This is a genomic window from Stenotrophomonas sp. 86156_Sma (genome assembly GCF_056481625.1).
Map to the genome: position 1 here is coordinate 84,715 of NZ_CM151157.1, position 19,090 is coordinate 103,804.

At 67.7% G+C, this 19,090-nt stretch carries 15 protein-coding genes; 11 read left to right on the forward strand and 4 right to left on the reverse strand.

Features of this window, described 5'->3' with window-relative positions:
* Positions 1-59: 59 nt before the first annotated feature.
* Both ACZK33_RS00360 and ACZK33_RS00365 read left to right on the forward strand, forming a co-directional pair.
* Entirely contained in the window at positions 60-2,036 is a 1,977-nt protein-coding gene (locus ACZK33_RS00360) for a UvrD-helicase domain-containing protein (protein WP_285303533.1), read from the forward strand.
* Positions 2,037-2,377: 341 nt separating this feature from the next.
* Positions 2,378-2,902 (forward strand): GNAT family N-acetyltransferase, encoded by a 525-nt coding sequence (locus ACZK33_RS00365; RefSeq protein WP_423174628.1) that lies wholly within the window; start codon positions 2,378-2,380, stop codon positions 2,900-2,902.
* A gap of 69 nt (positions 2,903-2,971) precedes the next feature.
* Here the strand turns inward: ACZK33_RS00365 and ACZK33_RS00370 are convergent, their stop codons facing one another.
* Complete coding sequence (locus ACZK33_RS00370) at positions 2,972-3,622, reverse strand: YceH family protein (protein WP_032128686.1); 651 nt, start codon at positions 3,620-3,622, stop codon at positions 2,972-2,974.
* 101 nt (positions 3,623-3,723) lie between these two features.
* Between ACZK33_RS00370 and ACZK33_RS00375 the strand changes: the two genes are divergently transcribed.
* From ACZK33_RS00375 to plsB, 4 genes are all read left to right on the forward strand, one after another.
* Positions 3,724-4,647, forward strand: a complete 924-nt coding sequence (locus ACZK33_RS00375; RefSeq protein ID WP_032128687.1) for a 5'-nucleotidase, lipoprotein e(P4) family — start codon at positions 3,724-3,726, stop codon at positions 4,645-4,647.
* On the forward strand, positions 4,644-5,369 hold the full coding sequence (gene pyrF / locus ACZK33_RS00380) for an orotidine-5'-phosphate decarboxylase (protein ID WP_032128688.1): 726 nt from the start codon (positions 4,644-4,646) through the stop codon (positions 5,367-5,369). Before ACZK33_RS00375 ends, pyrF begins: the two co-directional genes overlap by 4 nt.
* Before the next feature lie 424 nt (positions 5,370-5,793).
* The gene (locus ACZK33_RS00385) at positions 5,794-6,744 is read left to right on the forward strand and encodes a hypothetical protein (RefSeq protein WP_107432560.1); all 951 of its coding nucleotides are present in this window, start codon (positions 5,794-5,796) and stop codon (positions 6,742-6,744) included.
* A complete protein-coding gene (gene plsB / locus ACZK33_RS00390) occupies positions 6,744-9,380 on the forward strand; it encodes a glycerol-3-phosphate 1-O-acyltransferase PlsB (protein ID WP_032128690.1) in 2,637 nt (878 codons plus the stop codon). The genes ACZK33_RS00385 and plsB overlap by 1 nt, the downstream gene beginning before the upstream one ends.
* A 100-nt stretch (positions 9,381-9,480) precedes the next feature.
* On the opposite strand, the gene ACZK33_RS00395 is transcribed toward plsB, so the two are convergent.
* A complete protein-coding gene (locus ACZK33_RS00395; protein WP_049461553.1) occupies positions 9,481-9,684 on the reverse strand; it encodes a YdcH family protein in 204 nt (67 codons plus the stop codon).
* Between the two features lie 91 nt (positions 9,685-9,775).
* Here ACZK33_RS00395 and ttcA point away from each other — a divergent pair, with 91 nt between their 5' ends.
* From ttcA to ACZK33_RS00415, 4 genes are all read left to right on the forward strand, one after another.
* Positions 9,776-10,696, forward strand: a complete 921-nt coding sequence (gene ttcA / locus ACZK33_RS00400; protein ID WP_180837745.1) for a tRNA 2-thiocytidine(32) synthetase TtcA — start codon at positions 9,776-9,778, stop codon at positions 10,694-10,696.
* 36 nt (positions 10,697-10,732) lie between these two features.
* The gene (locus ACZK33_RS00405) at positions 10,733-11,638 is read left to right on the forward strand and encodes a recombination-associated protein RdgC (RefSeq protein WP_005411825.1); all 906 of its coding nucleotides are present in this window, start codon (positions 10,733-10,735) and stop codon (positions 11,636-11,638) included.
* Between the two features lie 59 nt (positions 11,639-11,697).
* Complete coding sequence (locus ACZK33_RS00410; RefSeq protein ID WP_032128692.1) at positions 11,698-12,477, forward strand: M48 family metallopeptidase; 780 nt, start codon at positions 11,698-11,700, stop codon at positions 12,475-12,477.
* 393 nt (positions 12,478-12,870) lie between these two features.
* Positions 12,871-13,776 (forward strand): IS110 family transposase, encoded by a 906-nt coding sequence (locus ACZK33_RS00415; protein ID WP_478453963.1) that lies wholly within the window; start codon positions 12,871-12,873, stop codon positions 13,774-13,776.
* A 432-nt stretch (positions 13,777-14,208) separates the two neighbouring features.
* Here the strand turns inward: ACZK33_RS00415 and ACZK33_RS00420 are convergent, their stop codons facing one another.
* Positions 14,209-15,075, reverse strand: a complete 867-nt coding sequence (locus ACZK33_RS00420; RefSeq protein ID WP_049422383.1) for a methylglyoxal synthase — start codon at positions 15,073-15,075, stop codon at positions 14,209-14,211.
* 167 nt (positions 15,076-15,242) lie between these two features.
* On the opposite strand from ACZK33_RS00420, the gene ACZK33_RS00425 reads away from it, so the two are divergent.
* Positions 15,243-17,651 carry an ATP-binding protein gene (locus tag ACZK33_RS00425; protein WP_423175335.1) on the forward strand — a complete coding sequence of 803 codons (2,409 nt, stop codon included), beginning with the start codon at positions 15,243-15,245 and terminating at the stop codon, positions 17,649-17,651.
* Here the strand turns inward: ACZK33_RS00425 and ACZK33_RS00430 are convergent.
* Positions 17,637-19,082 (reverse strand): FAD-dependent oxidoreductase, encoded by a 1,446-nt coding sequence (locus ACZK33_RS00430; protein ID WP_014035469.1) that lies wholly within the window; start codon positions 19,080-19,082, stop codon positions 17,637-17,639. The two genes, ACZK33_RS00425 and ACZK33_RS00430, sit on opposite strands and share 15 nt — an antisense overlap.
* Between the last annotated feature and the right edge of the window lie 8 nt (positions 19,083-19,090).

Below are 19,090 nucleotides of genomic sequence, written 5' to 3' on the forward strand. Positions count from 1 at the left end.
AGCAACCCCACCGGCGGCCCGCTGTGGTCGTCACCCGGCCCCGCTACAATCCCCATCCCATGCACGGTCTCAATCCCCCCCAAGCCGCCGCCGTCCTGCACATCGAAGGTCCATTGCTGGTGCTCGCCGGCGCGGGCAGCGGCAAGACGCGTGTGATCGTGGAAAAGATCGCCCACCTGATCGGCTGCGGCCGCTATCCGGCGCGCCGCATCGCGGCGATCACCTTCACCAACAAGTCGGCCAAGGAAATGCGCGAGCGCGTGGCCAAGCGCCTGCGCGAGCAGGACGCCGACGAGGTGACCATCTGCACCTTCCATGCGCTGGGCCTGAAGTTCCTGCAGATCGAGCACGCGGCCGTTGGCCTGAAGCGCGGCTTCTCGATCTTCGATGCCGACGATGCCGCTGCGCAGATCAAGGACCTGATGTACGGGGCCAAGCCTGATGACATCGAGGACATGAAGAACCTGGTGTCGCGCGCGAAGAACGCCGGCCTGTCGCCCGAACAGGCGATGGCCGCCGCGCGCAGCAATCGCGAGAAGGAAGCGGCCAGCGTCTACGAGCGCTACCAGCTGCGCCTGACCGCGTTCAATGCGGTCGACTTCGATGACCTGATCCGTCTGCCGGTGCAGATCCTGGAAGAAAATCCGGAGATCGCGCTGGCCTGGCGCGAGCGCATCGGCTACCTGCTGGTGGACGAATGCCAGGACACCAACGACGCGCAGTACCGGCTGCTCAAGCAGCTGGCCGGTGACAAGGGCAACTTCACCTGCGTGGGTGACGATGACCAGTCGATCTATGCCTGGCGCGGCGCCAATCCGGAAAACCTGCAGCAGATGGGGCGCGACTATCCCAAGCTGGAGATCATCAAGCTGGAGCAGAACTACCGCTGCTCCAACCGCGTGCTGCGCGCGGCCAATGCGCTGATCGCCAACAACCCGCACGAGCACCTGAAGAAGCTGTGGAGTGACCAGGCCGACGGCGAACGCATCCGCGTGTGGGAATGCCGCAACAGCGAACATGAGGCGGAAAAGGTTGCCGCCGAGATCGCCTTCGTGGCGCAGTCGCGCAATGTGCCGTGGAGTGATTTCTGCATCCTGTTCCGCGGCAACTTCCAGTCGCGCCCGCTGGAAAAGGCGATGCAGCTGCTGCGCATCCCGTATCACCTGACCGGCGGCACCATGTTCCTGGAACGCCAGGAAGTGAAGGACACGCTGGCCTGGTTGCGGCTGCTGGTGAACCCCGACGACGACACCGCGTTCATGCGTGCGGTGCAGTCGCCCAAGCGCGACGTCGGTGCCGGCACGCTGGCCAAGCTGGCCGAGCTGGCGCAGGAAAAGGACATGCCGATGGCACAGGCCGCCGAGGCGATCGGCGCCCTGCAGCAGTTGCCGCCGCGCGCGGCCAACAGCCTGGCGCGCTTCACCGACATCCTGCGTGACCTGCGTGCACAGACCCAACAGGTCACTTCCGGCGACATGATCCGCAAGGTCGCCAAGGAATCCGGCCTGCTCAGCGAACTGCGCCAGCAGGCCAAGGAAGAGGCGAGTTACCAGCGCCGTGCCAACAACATCGAGGAACTGGCGCAGTGGTTCGAGGGGGGCCCGCGCGGTGCCACTGCCGCCGACCTGGCCGGCCAGCTGGCGCTGCTGTCGCGCAGCGACAAGGACGAGGGCGGCAACCAGGTGCGCATGATGACCATGCACGCCTCCAAGGGCCTGGAATTCCCGTACGTGTTCATCGTCGGCTGCGAGGATGGCGTGCTGCCGCACCAGGTCAGCCTGGACGAGGGCAACCTGCAGGAAGAGCGGCGCCTGCTGTACGTGGGCATCACCCGCGCCAAGATCCAGTTGTGGATGAGTTACAGCAAGCTGACCCGCAAGTTCGGTGAGCACGTGCGGTTGAAGCCGAGCCGGTTCTTCGAGGAGATTCCGGCGGAGGAGATCCAGCGCGATGGTGCTGATCCGGTGGCCGATGCGGTGCGCAAGAAGGAACGGGCGAGTGCGGGGTTGGCGGCGATCGAGGCGTTGTTCGATTGATCGGCGAACGGCGCAGCCCCTCGTGGCTGCCGCCGTTCGCAGCGCATTCGTGGTGGGCCGGGCGGGTGGGCCGGTCGCGACACGCCGTAAACCCATCCATGGGGGCTCGGCCGCGGCTTGCTCGTGTGCGCTGTCCTGCGCACACGGCAAGACCGGGGTTGGGCGTCCTGCCCAACCCGCCCGAGGCATGCCTCGGGCCCATGCCGCGGACGGTCCCGCCCAGCCCACCCGCCCGGCCTCTGACAGGTTCCGTGCGCGCCAGCCACGGAAAAGAAAAAAGAAAATCAAAAGCAACAGCCGGGGGTTGAGGCAGAATCGGGGTTTCGGCTGGAGGTCTGCGCGTGCATCCAATTGAAAGCGAACGCCTGCGCTTGCGTGCGATTGAACCTGATCGCGATGCGGCGCCGATGCTGGCGCTGTTGAATGATCCGGGCTTCGTGCGCTTCATTGGTGACCGCAATGTGCGCAGTGAAGAACAGGCGCGTGAGTACATCGCGCTGCGGGTGCTGCACAGCTATGCGTTGAATGGGTTCGGCATGTATGCCATCGAGCGGTTGTCCGATGGGGCGTGGCTGGGCAATGCCGGGCTGGTGCGCCGCGATGGCCTGCCGGGGCCGGACATCGGCTACGCGGTGCTGTCTGAATTCGCCGGGCAGGGTTATGCCAGTGAGGCGGCGCGGGCGGTGTTCGCGCATGCGCGCGCTGAGCTGGGCCTGCAGGATCTGTACGGCATCACCGATCTGGACAACGTGGTGTCCGGGAAGATCCTGCTGGGCCTGGGCATGCAGGAGCGCGGGGTCATCCAGTTGCCGGGCATCGATACGCCCAGTCGGCTGTACGCCACCTTGGGTGCGGCTGAGGTTTGATCGTGGTGGGTGCCGACCGTTGGTCGGCACGATTCAAATGCAGTGCCGACCAACGGCCGGCACCCACCATCAGCCGCGCAGTTCGGCCAGCTGCGCCTGCAGCTCGGCCACGGCCGCTTCCAGCTGGGCCACGCGCTCGGCCAGGCCCGGATCGGCCGCGTCGCTGCCACCGCCGCTGCTGGCGTATTTGGCCGCAAGCGCCGCGCCGTCCACTTCACCGCACAGCAGGTGCATGTAGCGGTCTTCGCGCTGGCCGCTGGCGCGCGGCAGCACCACCAGCAGCGCGCGCTGCTGCAGGCGCTCGATGGCGTGGCGGGCTTCGTCGGCGTCGGCGAAGCGGTGCAGTCGCTCGCTGCGCGTGACCAGTTCGCCCAGGGTCTGCGGCCCACGCAGCAGCAGCATCGCCAGCAGCACGGTCTGCTGCCGGGTCAGGTCCAGCGCGGCCTGCAGGCGGTGCTCGTAACGGTCTGCGCGCGAGGAGAAGTGCTGGCGGGCCAGGCCCAGTGTTTCCAGCTGGCGCAGCGCGTGCTGCACGCTGCCGGCATCGACGTTCATCACCGGCTCGCGGGCGGTCTTCTGGTTGGCGGCCGATTGGGCGGCGTTGACCGTCAGCGGATAGGTGTCCGGGGTGGTTGCCTCCTTCTCCACCAGGCAGCCCAGCAGGCGGGCCTGCACGGCGTCGAGCAGGGGGACGTCGGGGGTCTGGGTGGAATCGGTCATGGCGGCCTCCGGAAGGGCAACGGGTCAACCGCCAAGCATAGCCGTCCCGGGACCGCCTTTGCCGGTAAAATGCGCCGGTATATCTGATTGCCGGTGAATCCATGCGTCGTCCCGTTTCCCTGTCCCTGACCCTGCTCGCCACCGCGGCGCTGGGCCTGTCCGCCTGCAAGCGCGTGGATGCGCCTGCCGCTGAAGCCGCTGCGCCGGAGGCCCCGGCCGCCGCTGCCAAGGCCGACGGCGCGCTCGATGCCACTGCCAACGACAACCTCAATGCGGTGCTGTGGATGCAGCGCGCGCAGGAGTACAAGGCGATCACCGAACAGACCTACCGTGCCGCCGCCGACCACCTGGATGCCGCGCTGAAGGAAGCCCACTGGGATGCGCTGGTGCCGGAAGAACGCGGCAACGAGGCCAAGGGCCTGAAGCCGGCCGTGGTGCTGGACGTGGATGAGACCGTGCTGGACAACTCGCCCTACCAGGCGCGCCTGGTGCGCGACGGCAAGGAATACGACGAGCTGACCTGGGACCAGTGGGTGGCCGAAAAGAAGGCCAAAGCCATTCCGGGCGTGGTTGATTTCGCCAAGGCCGCCAACGCCAAGGGCGTGACCCTGCTGTACATCTCCAACCGCGCCGTGCACCTGAAGGACGCAACCCTGGCCAACCTGCGCGAGCAGGGCCTGCCGGTGGCCGATGACAGCGTGTTCCTGGGCCTGGGCACCGTGGTCGAAGGCTGCGAGCAGGCCGGCAGCGAGAAGAACTGCCGCCGCCGCCTGGCCGGGCAGAAATACCGCGTGCTGATGCAGTTCGGCGACCAGCTGGGCGATTTCGTCGAGGTGACCGCCAACACCAACGACGGTCGTGACGCGCTGCTGCAGCAGTACCACGACTGGTTCGGCGAGCGCTGGTGGATGCTGCCGAACCCGACCTACGGCGGCTTCGAGCCGGCGCAGTTCAACAACGACTACAGCCAGTCGCGCCAGGCCCGTCACGACGCCAAGCGCGCTGCGCTGGACTACGCACCGTGAGCCGCGCGCCGCTGCCGCTGCGCGATGACGAGCGCCTGATCTTCGCGCTGGACGTGCCTGACCGCGTGCAGGCGCTGGAGTGGGTCGACCGCCTCGGCGACAGCGTGGCGTTCTACAAGATCGGCATGGAACTGCTCGCCTCCGGCGAGTACTTCCAGGTGTTGGACGAGCTGGCCCGCCGCGACAAGCGCGTGTTCGTCGACCTGAAGTTCTTCGACATCCCGGCCACCGCCGCGGCGGTGATCAAGCGCCTGTCGCAGTGGCCGGTCAGCTACGCCACCATCCACGGCTGGCACCCGGCGATGATGGAAGCCTGCGCCGCCGCCAACAGCAGCGACATGCGTCTGCTGGCGGTGACCGTGCTGACCTCGATGGGCCGCCCGGACCTGGCGCAGATGGGCATCGACCGTGAGCCGGTGGACGTGGTGGTCGAGCGCGCGCTGGCCGCGCAGGCGGCCGGCATCGATGGCGTGATCGCCTCGGGCCAGGAAGCCGGCCCGATCCGCGCCGCTACCGGCGCCGGGTTCTCGATCGTCTGCCCGGGCATCCGCCCCGGTGGCCCGGTCGGCGATGACCAGAAGCGTACCGTTGGCGTGGCCCAGGCCTTTGCCGATGGCGCCGATGCCATCGTGGTCGGTCGCCCGATCCGCCTGGCCGCCGATCCGCAGGCTGCGGCCCGGGCCATCCAGCAGGAAATCGCGTCGGCGTTGGCTACGCGCTGAGATTCCGCTGCGCAGTCTGCAGGCCCGAACGCCATCCCGACCCGCGCGGGATGGCGTTTTTGCATCCGCCGAAGGACCGGTTGTGCCCGAATCGCCGCAAAACCTGCCGTAGATTTCATGGCCCCGGCGCAAGGCATCAGGCTACCCAATAAAATCAATGATTTATATGACACTACGTGAAGTATTGCCTTAACTTGAGCGGCAGCGTAGGATCGCCGCCATCCGGTCCTCGGACCGGACATGTGCCACAACACTGTCCACCGGCCCTGCGCCGGCTTGAAGAGCCTGTGATCCTCGTGATCCCGGCTCTTTTTTTATTCCGATCAGTGACTTGCACAAGCAACTGCGGAAACCGTGACGTCCCGGCTTGCCGCTGTCACCTCGCAGGCCGCAAGATGCGGACCGGTCCGGGGAGTCCGAGTGCATGAGCGTGGCAGTGCGAGGAAGGTCTGCGCGTGGATGGGGGCTGGCAGTCATGCTGCTGGCCGTGGCCGCGTGCCGTGAACCGGCCAACGATCCGGCCAGGCCGGCAGCCGAACCGGTTGCGGCGGTGCAGGCGATGGCCCTGCGCCTGGCCGAGGACGATCTGGTCGGCTATGCAAAGCTGTCGGTTCCGCCCAGCCAGTACCAGCGCCTGCAGCAGGCCTGGGCCGAGGGCCACAGCCAGTGGCCGCTGACCGAGCTGCCGCTGGGCGACCAGCTGCTGCCGATGCTGGCCGCACTGCGCACGCCCAATGCCGGTGCCGAACTGCAACGCAGCTTCGACCGCCAGCTGGCCGGCCAGGCCGGTGCCGTGCGCCAGGCCGCGCAGTCGATGGGCAACTTCGGCGTGCAGTACCTGCGCCACCAGAAGGGCTATACGCCCGGCCAGCAGGCCCATTACATCGCCCTGGTGGAAACCCTTGCCAGCTGGGCGCAGGGCGCGCCGATCAGTGACCGTGCGCGTGCACGCAGCACGATCGCCGCGCTGGTTGGTGCCGCCGGCAAGGTTGGCTTCGACGATGAGGCCGGCCTGCAGGCCGCGGGCATGGAAGGCAGCCTGCAGCAGCTGGCGCCGTTCATCCATACCCTCAAGGCGGTGTTGGGCAGCTACGGGTTGGGCGTGGATGACGCACTGCGCAGCGTGCGCGGTGAACTGCTCTCGGTGGAGGGCGACAACGCGCTGGTACGCCTGCACTACGACCTGGCGGGGCGTGAGATGACCCTGCAGCTGCCGCTGAGCCGCCGCGAGGGCCATTGGTACCTGACCCGAACCCTGGCCGACACCGACGCGCTGCTGCGCAAGGCCGACGCGGCCCGCGCCGCTGCGTCGCCGTCACCGGCTGAAGCCCCCGCCGAGGGTGGGGAAGCGGCAACGCCGCCGCCTAAGCCATAATGGCGCCGATGTCGAAACAGAACCCGCTGCCGTTCCCCGGCGAAGAATCCCAGTCGACGCCCGCCGATACGGTGCCGGCGTCCCCCTCGACCGGTACCGGCCCGAACCCGGTACCGCCGCCCGCGCATGCGCGTCCGGCCGGCCGCCGCCCGCTGTGGGCTCGCCTGCTCGGCCGCCTGGTCGAGCCGTGGCTGTCGCTGAAGATCGAACCGGAAGACCCGGGCCAGTACAACGATGGCCGCCCGGTCATGTACGTGCTGGAAGACTACGGCCTGTCCAATGCGCTGATCCTGGACAAGGCCTGCCGCCAGGCCGGCCTGCCATCGCCGTTGGTGCCGCTGGCCGGTGACCCGACCGGCCGCAAGCGCGCCTACCTGGCGTTGTCGCGGCGCAGCTCCAGCAACTCGCTGATTCCCGAGCAGCGCGGCGCCAAGACCCATTCGGACTCGCTGGCCAAGGTCCTGCAGGCACATCGCGTGCGCGATGACCTGGACGTGCACCTGGTGCCGGTGTCGATCTTCGTCGGCCGCGCGCCGGACAAGCAGAGCGGCTGGTTCGCCGTGCTGTTCTCGGAAAACTGGGCGCTGGTCGGCCGCTTCCGCCGCCTGCTGGCGGTGCTGCTCAACGGCCGCAGCACCATCGTCCGCTTTGCCCCGCCGATCTCGCTGCGCAGCACCGTGGACGAAGGCCTTGAGCCGGAGCGCACGGTGCGCAAGCTGCAGCGCGTGCTGCGTACCCATTTCCGCCGCATCCGTGAATCGGTGATCGGCCCCGACCTGTCGACGCGGCGCCTGCTGGTCGACCAGGTGCTGGCCGCCGAACCGGTGCGCGAAGCGATCGCCGCACAGGCCAAGCGCGACAATTCGAAGCCGGCCGATGCCTGGAAGAAGGCGCACGCCTACGCCTGGGAAATCGCCGCGGACTATTCCAGCCCGGTGGTGCGCTCGGCCAGCTTCATGCTCAGCCACGTGTGGAACCGCATCTATGCGGGCGTGCTGGTGCACCACCTGGACAAGTTCAAGGCCGCCGCGCCGGGCCATGAAGTGGTCTACGTGCCCAGCCACCGCAGCCACATGGACTACCTGCTGCTGTCGTACCTGCTGTACGACCGTGGCATCGTGCCGCCGCACATCGTGGCCGGCATCAACCTGAACCTGCCGGTGGTCGGCACCCTGCTGCGCAAGGGCGGTGCGTTCTTCATCCGCCGCTCGATCCGTGGCAACGCGCTGTACTCGGCGGTGCTCAGCGAATACGTCGCGCAGCTGGTGGCCGGTGGCTACTCGCTGGAGTACTTCGTCGAAGGCGGCCGCTCGCGTACCGGCCGGCTGCTGCAGCCCAAGGGCGGCATGATCTCGATGACGCTGCGTGCGTTCCTGCGCCAGCCGCGCAAGCCGGTGCTGTTCCAGCCCATCTACATCGGCTATGAGAAGCTGATGGAAGGCGGCAGCTACCTGGACGAACTGTCCGGCCGGCCGAAGGAAAAGGAATCGATCTGGTCGCTGCTGTGGGGCATCCCCAAGGTGCTCAAGCAGAACTACGGCCAGGTGGTGGTGAACTTCGGCGAACCGATCGCACTGAACGACGTGCTCGCCGAGAAGGCGCCGGAGTGGAAGGGCGAGGCGGTCTCCGAGGACGAGAAGCCGGCGTGGCTGTCGACCACGGTGGATACGCTGGCCGAACGCATCCAGGTGCGCATCAACGGTGCCGCCGACGTCAACCCGATCAACCTGCTGGCGCTGGCCCTGCTGTCCACGCCGAAGCATGCGATGGGCGAGGCCGACCTGATCGCGCAGATCGAGCTGTGCAAGACCCTGCTGGTCGAGATGCCGTACTCGGACCGGGTGACGGTGACCCCGCACTCGCCGGAGCGGATCATCGCCCATGCCGAGGAAATCAACGTCCTCACCCGCATCAAGCACCCGCTGGGCGACGTGCTCAGCGTCAGCGGCGATACCGCGGTGCTGCTGAGCTACTTCCGCAACAACGTGGTGCACCTGTTCACCGCCTCGTCGTGGGTGGCCTGCTGCTTCCAGAACAACCGCCGCATGAGCCGCACCGGCCTGGTCCAGCTGGGCCGTACGGTATATCCGTTCCTGCAGGCCGAGCTGTTCCTGCCGTGGAGCGAGGACGAGTTCGCCCAGCGCATCGACCGGACCATCGACGTGTTCGTGCGCGAAGGCCTGCTGCAGAACGTCAACGATGACGATGGCGGCATCCTGGCGCGCAACACCGGGCAGACCGACGAGGTGTTCCGCCTGCGTGCGATCGGCCATTCGCTGCAGCAGGCGTTCGAGCGCTATTACATCGCCATCTCGGTGCTGGTGAAGAACGGCCCGGGCGTGCTCGGCGCGGCCGAGCTGGAAAGCCTGTGCCAGCAGGCCGCGCAGCGGCTGAGCCTGCTCTATGCACCGGCGGCACCGGAGTTCTTCGACAAGTCCCTGTTCCGCGGCTTCATCCAGAAGCTGCGCGAGCTGCGCCTGGTGTGGCCGGACGAGAACAGCAAGCTGCTGTTCGACGAACGCCTGGACGCCTGGGCCAAGGATGCCAAGTTCATCCTCGGCCGCGAGCTGCGCCACACCATCGAAAGGGTCAGCCCGGAAGCGGCCCGCCCGGACGAGCCTGCGCCGCAGGATTGAAGGCAGCGCCGGGCGATGCCCGGCGAACGGCATGCCAACCAAGGTTGGCATCTACCGTGGCGAAGCAGTAGATCCACGCCATGCGTGGATGGGCCACCGCTCAGGCCGGTTCGTCGGGAATCTGCAGGCTTTCCAGCTTGGCGATGCAGTCCTTCAGCTGAAGCTTGCGCCGCTTCAGGCGCTTGGCTTCCAGCTCGTCCTCGCCATTGGCGGCCATGCGGGTGATCTGTTCATCCAGCAGGCGGTGCTCGGCGCGCAGGGCGGCGAGGTGCTCGACGATCTCGGCGGGGCTGTAGGTGTCCACAGCCTCCGAGCATACACAGCGATGATGACTGCCGGGAGAGGGGAATTCCGACCCCCGGCCGTGGCCGCTCCGAGCCGTTAGAATGGAACCCATGAGTGCCGTGATTTCCCTTCCCGATCCCCAGCCGCGCATCGCCCGTGATCCGCGCGTGGCCGAGCGCGAGCAGCACAAGCTGGCCAAGCGCCTGCGCCGCCAGGTCGGCGAGGCGATTGCCGACTTCGGCATGATCGAGGCCGGCGACAAGGTCATGGTCTGCCTGTCCGGCGGCAAGGACAGCTACACCCTGCTGGACGTGCTGCTGCAGCTGCAGAAGAAGGCGCCGGTGCCGTTCGAGCTGGTGGCGGTGAACCTGGACCAGAAGCAGCCGGACTTCCCCGAGCACGTGCTGCCGGAGTACCTGGCCGGGCTGGGCGTGCCGTACCACATCATCGAGCAGGACACCTATTCGGTGGTCAGCCGGGTCATCCCGGAAGGCAAGACCATGTGTTCGCTGTGCTCGCGGCTGCGTCGTGGCGCGCTGTACAACTACGCCGAACTCCATGGCTTCACCAAGATCGCGCTGGGCCACCACCGCGACGACATGGTGGCCACGTTCTTCATGAATCTGTTCCACCACGCCAAGCTGTCGGGCATGCCGCCGAAGCTGCGCAGCGATGACGGCAAACACGTGGTGATCCGGCCGCTGGCCTATGTGCGCGAAAGCGACATCGTCGAGTACGCACAGGCACGCCAGTTCCCGATCATTCCCTGCAACCTGTGCGGCAGCCAGGAGAACCTGCAGCGCCGCCAGGTCGGCCTGATGCTGAAGCAGTGGGAAAAGGACCACCCGGGCCGCATCGAGCAGATCGCGCGTGCCATGGGCGAAGTCCGGCCCTCGCAGCTGGCCGACACCACCCTGTTCGACTTCATGGCGCTGGGCCGTCGCGACGACGCGCCGCTGCCCGACGCCCATGCCTGGCTGGCCGGCTCCCCGGCCGACGCCGACGCAGATCCCGAGACGCCCACCGTTTAAGGTCGGTCGCCCTTCCTCTTTGCCATCCGGAATTCCATGTTCTTTCGCAACCTGACGTTCTTCCGTTTCCCGACCACCACCGATTTTTCCGAAGTCGACACCCTGCTGCCGCACGCGCTGCTGAAGCCGGTCGGCGCACTGGAAATGAATTCGCGCGGCTTCATCTCGCCGTTCGGCCGCGAGGAGAAGGAACTGCTCTCCCACCGCATCGCCGAACACCTGTGGCTGACCGTGGGCGGCGAGGACAAGATCCTGCCGGCGGCGGTGGTCAACGACCTGCTCGAGCGCAAGCTGGAGGAGATCGAGGAGAAGGAAGGCCGCCGCCCGGGTGGCCGCGAGCGCAAGCGCATGAAGGACGACCTGCTGCATGAACTGCTGCCGCGCGCCTTCGTGAAGTCCTCGCGCAACGACGCCTTCATCGACCTGCAGCACGGCTACGTGGCGGTGGATACCTCCAGCCGCAAGACCGGCGAGTACTTCATGTCCGACATCCGCGGCCTGCTCGGCAGCTTCCCGGCGATGCCGCTGAATGCCGAAGTCGCGCCGCGCTCGATCCTGACCGGCTGGATCGCCGGCGAGCCGCTGCCGACCGGGCTGAGCCTGGGCGAAGAGTGCGAGATGAAGGACCCGGTGGAAGGTGGCGCGGTGGTCAAGTGCCAGCACCAGGAACTGCGCTGCGACGAGATCGACAAGCACCTGGACGCCGGCAAGCAGGTGACCAAGCTGGCGCTGATCTTCGAAGACAACCTGTCCTTCGTGATCGGCGACGACCTGATCGTGCGCAAGCTGAAGTTCCTCGACGGCGCCCTGGACCAGCTGGAGCATGCCGACGAAGACGGCCGCCGCGCCGAGTTCGATGCCCGCTTCGCCCTGCAGAGCGCCGAGATCCGCCGCCTGTTCCTGTTGCTGGAAGAAGCCTTCAAGCTCAGCAAGGCTGACTGAACAGGCAGCCCGACGGCCGCCGGTCATCCGGCGGCCCGAAGCGGCGCTATGCTGGGCGCATGAGCCGTCTGCTGCGCCGCCTGATCAGCCCGACCCCGCCCGCCACCGTACAGCGCGACACCGTTCGCCTGCGCCTGGAGGATGCCGAGATCGAGGTGCTGCGCGTGCGCGATCCACGTGCGCGCCGCATCAAGCTGAGCGTGGACGAGCGCGGCGCACGCTTGACCCTGCCGCCGCGCGCAAGCCTGGTGATGGGCGAACGCTTTCTGGAACAGCACCGCGACTGGCTGGCATTGCAGCTGCGCCAGTACCAGGGCCAGGGCCTGCCGGCACCGCTGCAGCCCGGCGAAGACGGTGTGCTGCCCCTGCGTGGCGAACTGCTGCCGCTGCGCTGGCAGGAAGGCCGCTACGCGCGGCTGGAGATCGACGCGCACGGCGCCTGCGTGCAGTGGCCGACCCGCGGCGGTGATGCCACCCTGCGCCGCCTGCTGCGCGAGTTCTACGAAGCCCAGACCCGCGCCGACGTCGGCCGCTGGCTGCCGAAGTACCTGCCCACCCTGCCGCGCGCACCCAGCCGCCTGCGCCTGAAGGTGATGTCCTCGCAATGGGGCTCACTTGCCCCGGACGGCAGCATGGCACTGGACCTGGCCCTGGTGCTGGGCCGATCCGAGGCGTTCGAGTACGTGCTGGTGCACGAACTCTGCCACCTGATCCAGCCGAATCACTCACCCGCGTTCTGGCACGAAGTGGAACAACGCTTCCCCGCCTGGCGCGAACAGCGCGACTACTTCCAGCTGGAAGGGCGCCGCTTGAAAGCTATGCTTCGGCAACTGCTGTAGCGCCAGCGCTACAGCAGTTGCCCACGCATTCTTCCTCTACCCCCGCCTTCGGCGCGCCCCTTCAACAGAAGGGGCTTCACTCCAGACCGCGTGCTGAGCAGTCGAGCAAGCTTGTATGTTCCTCCCGGCTCCTACGCGGTATGTAGGAGCCAGGGTGGAGGGACCGTCAAGCATGCATCTGCGGATACTAGCCGACAGACGAGTCGAGCGATCCCCATCCCGCACACGAACGTCGATAAAGGATCGTACGGCCCCCAAAGGGGATCGTCGATGTAGGCAAGCTAACGTCGGTGCGGTACCACCCCAGCCCCTTAAAGATAGCTGGGAGCCGTACAAATGTCTGATTCTCTCGATATTGGCGTGGACGTGGACTCCAAGGAGTTCGTACCGGCAGTGGCCGACCGCAAGGCCGGCGACAGGATCGCCAACACCCGGGCCGGCATAGCCCAGTGGCTCAACACCTTGCCCCAGCGATGCCGGATTGGCATGGAGGCGACGGGGCGGTACTACGAGTTGTTGGCTCGGATGGCTGGCCAGGCAGGCCACGTTGTCTATGTGATCAATCCACGTCTGATCAAGCACTACGGCCGGGCGACGGGCTCGCGTGGCAAGACGGACGCCATGGACGCCGAAGCGATCGCCCGATACGTGAAGAAGGAGAACGATCGCCTGCGTGAATACGTACCGCGTACCGATGAGCAGCAGCAGATGCACGATTTGCTGCGCAAGCGGCAGACGCTGGTAAAGACACGCGCGCGGCTGGAGCAATCCTTCGGGGTAAGCAAAAGTGCCCCCGGGGAGCTGTCAGATCTGTTCTGCGCTCTGGCTGGGACGCTGTCCGAGCTGGAAAGCGAACTGCAGCGCTTGGGTCGCGATGGAGAGCATGGCACGCTCTACAAGCGCCTGTTGACCATCCCTGGTATCGGCCCCGCTGTCGCCGCTCACCTGATCTACTACATGACGCGCTGGCCGTTGGCCAACGCCAACGCGTGGATCGCCTGCACGGGCCTGGATCCCCGGCCCAACGAGTCTGGCGGCAGAACGGGACGGCGTCGGCTGTCCAAACAGGGCGCGCCAGTGCTGCGCCAGATGCTCTACATGGCCGCCATGGGGCTCAAGCGGTGTCGTCGGGGGCAACCGCTCTACGACGAGCTGTCAAAACGCGGTCACCCCAGCACCGCCGTCTTCAACATCCTGGCCAGAAAGCTGGCCAGGATCGCCTGGGGTGTCTTCAAAAGCGGCCGGGACTTCGATCCGGCCATGCTGAAGGTGGGTCAAGCCTGCTTCCAGCAGGCTTGACCACGAACATAGGATCTCGACTCTACAGAAGCGCGCGCAGCGCGCGACCCGCTTTCGCTCCTGCTCTTCTTTCTTTCTTCCGTGGTGGGCACACCGGAAAGTGTCCGTGGCCGGGTGGGGTGGGTTGCGCAGGGGCGTGAGCCGCATGGGCCCGAGGCATGCCTCGGGCGGGTTGGGCAGGACGCCCAAGCCCGGTCTTGCCGTGTGCGCAGGACAGCGCACACGAGCAAGCGGCGACCGAGCTTACAGGGGTGAAGGCGCTTTGCTTGCGAAGCACTGCTTCGCAAGCGCCTGAACGCACAGCCGCCAGCGGCTGGGCCGGGCCCCGGAGGGGGACTTGCAGCGACCCCTGCGCAATCCACCCCACCCGGCCAAGCACGGCTTCTGATCTGAACGACCCACCACGAGGGGCTCAGCCGTTGGCCGAAACCCTCACCCCGCCCGCAACGCCGCCGCCGCCGCCCACCGCGCCGCCACCCGCGGCGCCGTAATGCACACCGCCTGATCGGTCACCGTCGTCACCGCGCGCTCCAGCAGCTGGATATCCGCCTCATGCTGGCGCGCCACATGCGGATCCTCGAAGAAGATCGCGCGCTGGCAACGCCCCTCCAGCACCCGGTCGGCAATCTGCGCATCACCGCCCATCGGGCCGCTCTGGTAGCGCGTCACCCACGGCGTATCACGCGGCCAGCCCCGGCTCCAGGCCAGCTCGTTCAAACGCTGGCCGGTGGTCCCGGTGGCCACCCGCTCACCGAACCGGGCCAGCACATCGAAGTGCTCATCGGCGAAGGCCAGCATCGCCGGCTTCATCGCATCGTGCGCGATCAGCGCCAGCGTCTGGCCTTCGAACGCATGCAGGTCGTCGGCGCCGGCATCGGCTGCCAGCCCGGCGTGGACGCGCTCCACCTCCACCCAGTCGCGTGCGGTGGCCACGGTCGAAATGAACGGCTTGCCGTGGATCACGCACTGCCGCTTGAGCGCGGTTGCTTCCGGAAACACCGAGGATGGATCGACCGGGTCGATCAGGTAGATCGCGCCATCCAGTGTCCGATCCGGACCCATGCCAACGACTTCGGCGACCAGCTTCATCAGGCCACCCTCGCGTCCGTAGGGATAACGGTGCAGGCCCGCGTACCCGGTCAGGAAGCCCTGCCGTTCGATCGCGTCATGGGTGCGGCCGACCGCATGCAGCGACACGCCCAGCTCGCGCAGGCCGGCCTCGCTGCTGCGCAGCCAACGGAACAGCGCAGCGCGCGCGTCGTGGTGATGAAGACGGTTGGCAGCCAGGCCGATGCGCATCGAACGCTCCGCAGGTACGGGTGAAGGCGGCAGTGTATGTCGGCATTCCCCCATCTGGATGCTTTTACAACTTTCTTCATTGCCGTCGGCCCGCGCGTCGATAGCGTGGCAGGCAGCGGTACCGCAGCGCGGCCGTTCCTTCCGCCCGCGAGATGAGGATGCCTACCGTGAATGTCGCCGGCTTCCCGGCAGCCATTGCTGTCATGGCCAGCCTGCTGCTGCCTGCCGCGGCCTCCGCCACGGGCTGCAGCACACCGCTGCGCATCGCCTGGCCGTCCGACCGTGCTCCCTTGTCGTCCAGCGAACAGGGCGAAGCCCGGGGGCTCGGCGCGGCGTACCTGAAGCTGCTGGGCGGGCAACGGCCACTGCAGCTGTTGCCCGTGCCGGCCACCAGCGTGGACCGGGACGAGCTGCCGGCCGGCACCCAGGCGCTGCTGGGATGGCCACGCTCGCAACTGCCTGCCGGATGGGTGGTCAGCACGCCCTACCTGCAGCTGCCACAGGTGATCGTGCGCCGGGAGGATGCGCCGCCGGTGCTGGGCCTGGAAGATCTACGTGGACGCATTGTGGCCAGCCCCAGCCGGATGCCGCTGCAGGGGCTGCTGGCCGAGCAGGCAGCGGGTGCACAGCTGCTGCCTCCGGCAGCGCTGGATGATGCACTCCCGCTGCTGGGCACCGGATTGATCGATGCGGTGGTGGCCAACCTCGGCGACGTCGAGGCGGCGTTGCGCCGCTACCAGGGCGATGCACTGCTGATCGCCGCGCCGGCCGGTTTCGATGATGCCCTGGTGCTGGCGGCCACGCCCGCCTGCGCCGATGTCATCGCCGGCTTCGAACAGGCGCTGTCGCAGCTGACCGATACCGAGCGCGATCAGATCCGCGCGGCCTGGCTGCCGGACCGGCCGCGCAATGCTCCGTCATCGTCGCCCCTGCGCTGGCTGGTGCCTGCCTCGCTGATCCTGCTCGCCCTGGCGCTGGTCCATGCCTTCGGCTACTGGCGGGTCCATCGCGAGAGCGTGCGCCGCCGAGGGGTGGAGCAGCGCCTGCAGGAGGTGACCGCGAACCTGCCGGCGGTGGTCTACCAGGCGCGTCGTTCGGCGGGCGGCCACTACAGCTTTCCGCAGATCGCCGGGGACGTGCAGGCCCTGTTCGGAATCAGCGTGGAGACCGCGCGGATCGATCACCAGCGGTTGTTGGCCGCGGTCCACCCGGATGACCGAAACCAGGTGATGGCCTGCGTCGAGATGGCTGCATTGGCGCGTGGCCCGATCGACGTCACCTTCCGCACCCGCTCGCCACAGGGCTGGCGATGGGTGCGCTCGCATGGGCGGCCGTTGTCCTGCGACGACAGCGACGTCGAGTGGAGCGGCTACTGGATCGACGTCAGTGAGGTGCAGTCACGTACCCGTGCGTTGGCCGAAGCGCGCCGCGAGGCCGAGCAGGCGGCACAGGCCAAGGCGCACTTCCTGGCAACGATGAGCCACGAGATCCGCACCCCGATGAGCACGCTGCTGGGCATGCTTGAACGGCTGGCGGGCAGCAGGCTGGAGCCGCGCCAGCAGCAGGTGCTGGCCACCGTCGATGATGCCGCGCGGATGCTGCGGCAGATCCTCGACGATGTACTGCACAGCCAACGCCTGGAGGGCGCACCACTGCAGCTGCGGCCCACCGACCTGGCGGCACTGGTGCGCGCGGTGCAGCAGCTGCTGATGCCGGTGGCCGCCAGCCGAGGCCTGCACCTGCAGGTGGTGCTTGATCCGGAGATGCAGCCGGGATCGCTGGCCGATGGCCTGCGCCTGCGCCAGATCCTGTTCAACCTGGCCGGCAACGCGTTGAAGTTCACCCGGCACGGCCACGTGGAGCTGCAGGTGCAGGTACTGCAGCAACGTGACTGGGGCCAGCGGCTGCGCCTGCAGGTAAGCGACAGCGGCGTGGGCATCAGCGAGGAGCGCCAGCAGGCGGTGTTCGCTGCCTATACCCAGGCGGAGCGCTCGACCACGCGGCGCTTCGGCGGCAGTGGGCTGGGCCTGGCGATCTGCCGCGAGCTGGCGATCTCGATGGGGGCGGAGCTGCAACTGCACAGCTCACCCGGGAAGGGCACCACGGTGTGGCTGGATCTGGACCTGGATGCCTGTGAGGCACCCGTGGCCGCGCCCGCGGCGGCGGTTGCGGACGAGCGTCCATTGCCGGCGGCGCGCGTGCTGATGGCTGAAGACCATCCCACCAACCTGCATCTGCTGGAGCAGCACCTGTGTGCGCTCGGGCTGCAGGTCCACGCCTGTACCGATGGACGGTCGGCGCTTGAAGCATGGCAGGCGCAGCCGTTCGACCTGGTCATCACCGACTGCCACATGCCGGGCATGGATGGCTTCGCGCTGGCACGGGCGATCCGTGCCGATGCCTGCCCGGCGCGTGCGCAGGTGCCGATCATCGCGCTCACCGCCAGCGTGATGGAAAGCACCCGCGAAGCCTGTCGTGCGGCTGGCATCGACCACTTCCTGGCCAAGCCGGTGGAGCCGCACGCACTGCGGGCACTGCTGGCGGCACTGCTGGTACCGGACTCAGTGCGCCAGTAGCCGCACGATGCTGGCGGCGGCATCGCGGCCTTCGGCCACGGCGGTCACCACCAGGTCAGCACCGCGCACCGCGTCACCACCGGCGAACAGGCGCGGATGCGCGGTCTGGAATGGCAGGCGGTCCTTGCCGCCGGCCACGATGCGTCCGTTGGACTGGCCTTCCACGCCCAGCTCGGCCAGCCACGCCGGCACGCTCGGCGAGAAGCCGAAGGCGATGATCACCACGTCCGCTTCCAGCAGCGATTCACTGCCTTCGATCGGCACGGCGTTCTGGCGGCCGTTGGCATCGGGCTCGCCCAGCCGGGTTTCCACCACGGTCACGCCGATCACTTCATCGTCGGCGCCGGCTTCGATCGACAGCGGCTGCCGGTTGAACAGGAAGCGCACGCCTTCTTCGCGGGCATTGGCCACTTCGCGCGCGCTGCCGGGCATGTTGGCTTCGTCGCGGCGATAGGCACAGGTGACCTTGGCCGCGCCCAGGCGCACCGCGCTGCGCACGCAGTCCATGCCGGTATCGCCGCCACCGAGCACCACCACGCGCTTGCCGTTGAGGTCGGGCAGGGCAATGGTGTCTTCCCAGCCGGCAATCGGCCGGCCCTTCGGATCATCGCCGCCAACGATGCGGCTGTTCTGCACCAGGAACGGCAGGGCCGGCAGCACGCCCTTCAGGTCCTGGCCGTCGAGGCCACCATCGGTGTAGCGGTAGGCGCCGGTGCCGACGAACACCGCGTCGTGGCTGTCCAGCAGCTGCTGCACGCTCAGGTCACGGCCGATCTCCACGCCGAGGCGGAACTGCACGCCCATGCCCTCCAGCACTTCGCGGCGGCGGTGGATCACGTCCTTGTCCAGCTTGAAGCTGGGAATGCCGAACTGCAGCAGGCCGCCGATCTGCTCATAGCGGTCGTAGACCACGGCGGCAATGCCGGCGCGGGCGAGGCGATCGGCGCAGGCCAGGCCGGCCGGACCGGCGCCGATCACCGCCACGCTGTGGCCGCTGGGCTGCACCGCGCCCAGGTCAGGGCGCCAGCCGCTGGCCAGCGCGGTATCGACGATGTACTTCTCCACCGCACCGATGGTGACCGCACCGAATTCCTCCAGCGTGCAGCTGCCCTCGCACAGTCGATCCTGCGGGCAGACCCGGCCGCACACCTCCGGCAACGGGTTGGTGCTGTGGCACAGCGTGGCGGCTTCATGGATGCGGTTCTCCTGCACCAGCTGCAGCCACTGCGGAATGGCGTTGTGCACCGGGCACTTCCAGCTGCAGTAGGGGTTGCCGCAGTCCAGGCAGCGGCCGGCCTGGTACTGGGCGTCCTCCTTGCCGAACTTGCCGTACAACTCGCCCCAGTCGCCGGACGTACGCAGTTCCACCGGAATGCGCTGCGGCATGGTGCGGGGCAGGTCGAGGAACTGGAAGGCGTGCTTGCGGCTCATGGCGGGCT

What these genes read in the sequence shown, in the direction of transcription:
- ACZK33_RS00405 (WP_005411825.1), top strand. Translation starts at nt 10,733, where the DNA reads ATGTTCTTTCGCAACCTGACGTTCTTCCGTTTCCCGACCACCACCGAT.
- plsB (WP_032128690.1), top strand. Translation starts at nt 6,744, where the DNA reads ATGGCGCCGATGTCGAAACAGAACCCGCTGCCGTTCCCCGGCGAAGAA.
- ACZK33_RS00385 (WP_107432560.1), top strand. Translation starts at nt 5,794, where the DNA reads ATGAGCGTGGCAGTGCGAGGAAGGTCTGCGCGTGGATGGGGGCTGGCA.
- ACZK33_RS00360 (WP_285303533.1), top strand. Translation starts at nt 60, where the DNA reads ATGCACGGTCTCAATCCCCCCCAAGCCGCCGCCGTCCTGCACATCGAA.
- ACZK33_RS00375 (WP_032128687.1), top strand. Translation starts at nt 3,724, where the DNA reads ATGCGTCGTCCCGTTTCCCTGTCCCTGACCCTGCTCGCCACCGCGGCG.
- ACZK33_RS00420 (WP_049422383.1), bottom strand. Translation starts at nt 15,075, where the DNA reads ATGCGCATCGGCCTGGCTGCCAACCGTCTTCATCACCACGACGCGCGC.
- ACZK33_RS00410 (WP_032128692.1), top strand. Translation starts at nt 11,698, where the DNA reads ATGAGCCGTCTGCTGCGCCGCCTGATCAGCCCGACCCCGCCCGCCACC.
- ACZK33_RS00430 (WP_014035469.1), bottom strand. Translation starts at nt 19,082, where the DNA reads ATGAGCCGCAAGCACGCCTTCCAGTTCCTCGACCTGCCCCGCACCATG.
- ACZK33_RS00370 (WP_032128686.1), bottom strand. Translation starts at nt 3,622, where the DNA reads ATGACCGATTCCACCCAGACCCCCGACGTCCCCCTGCTCGACGCCGTG.
- ttcA (WP_180837745.1), top strand. Translation starts at nt 9,776, where the DNA reads ATGAGTGCCGTGATTTCCCTTCCCGATCCCCAGCCGCGCATCGCCCGT.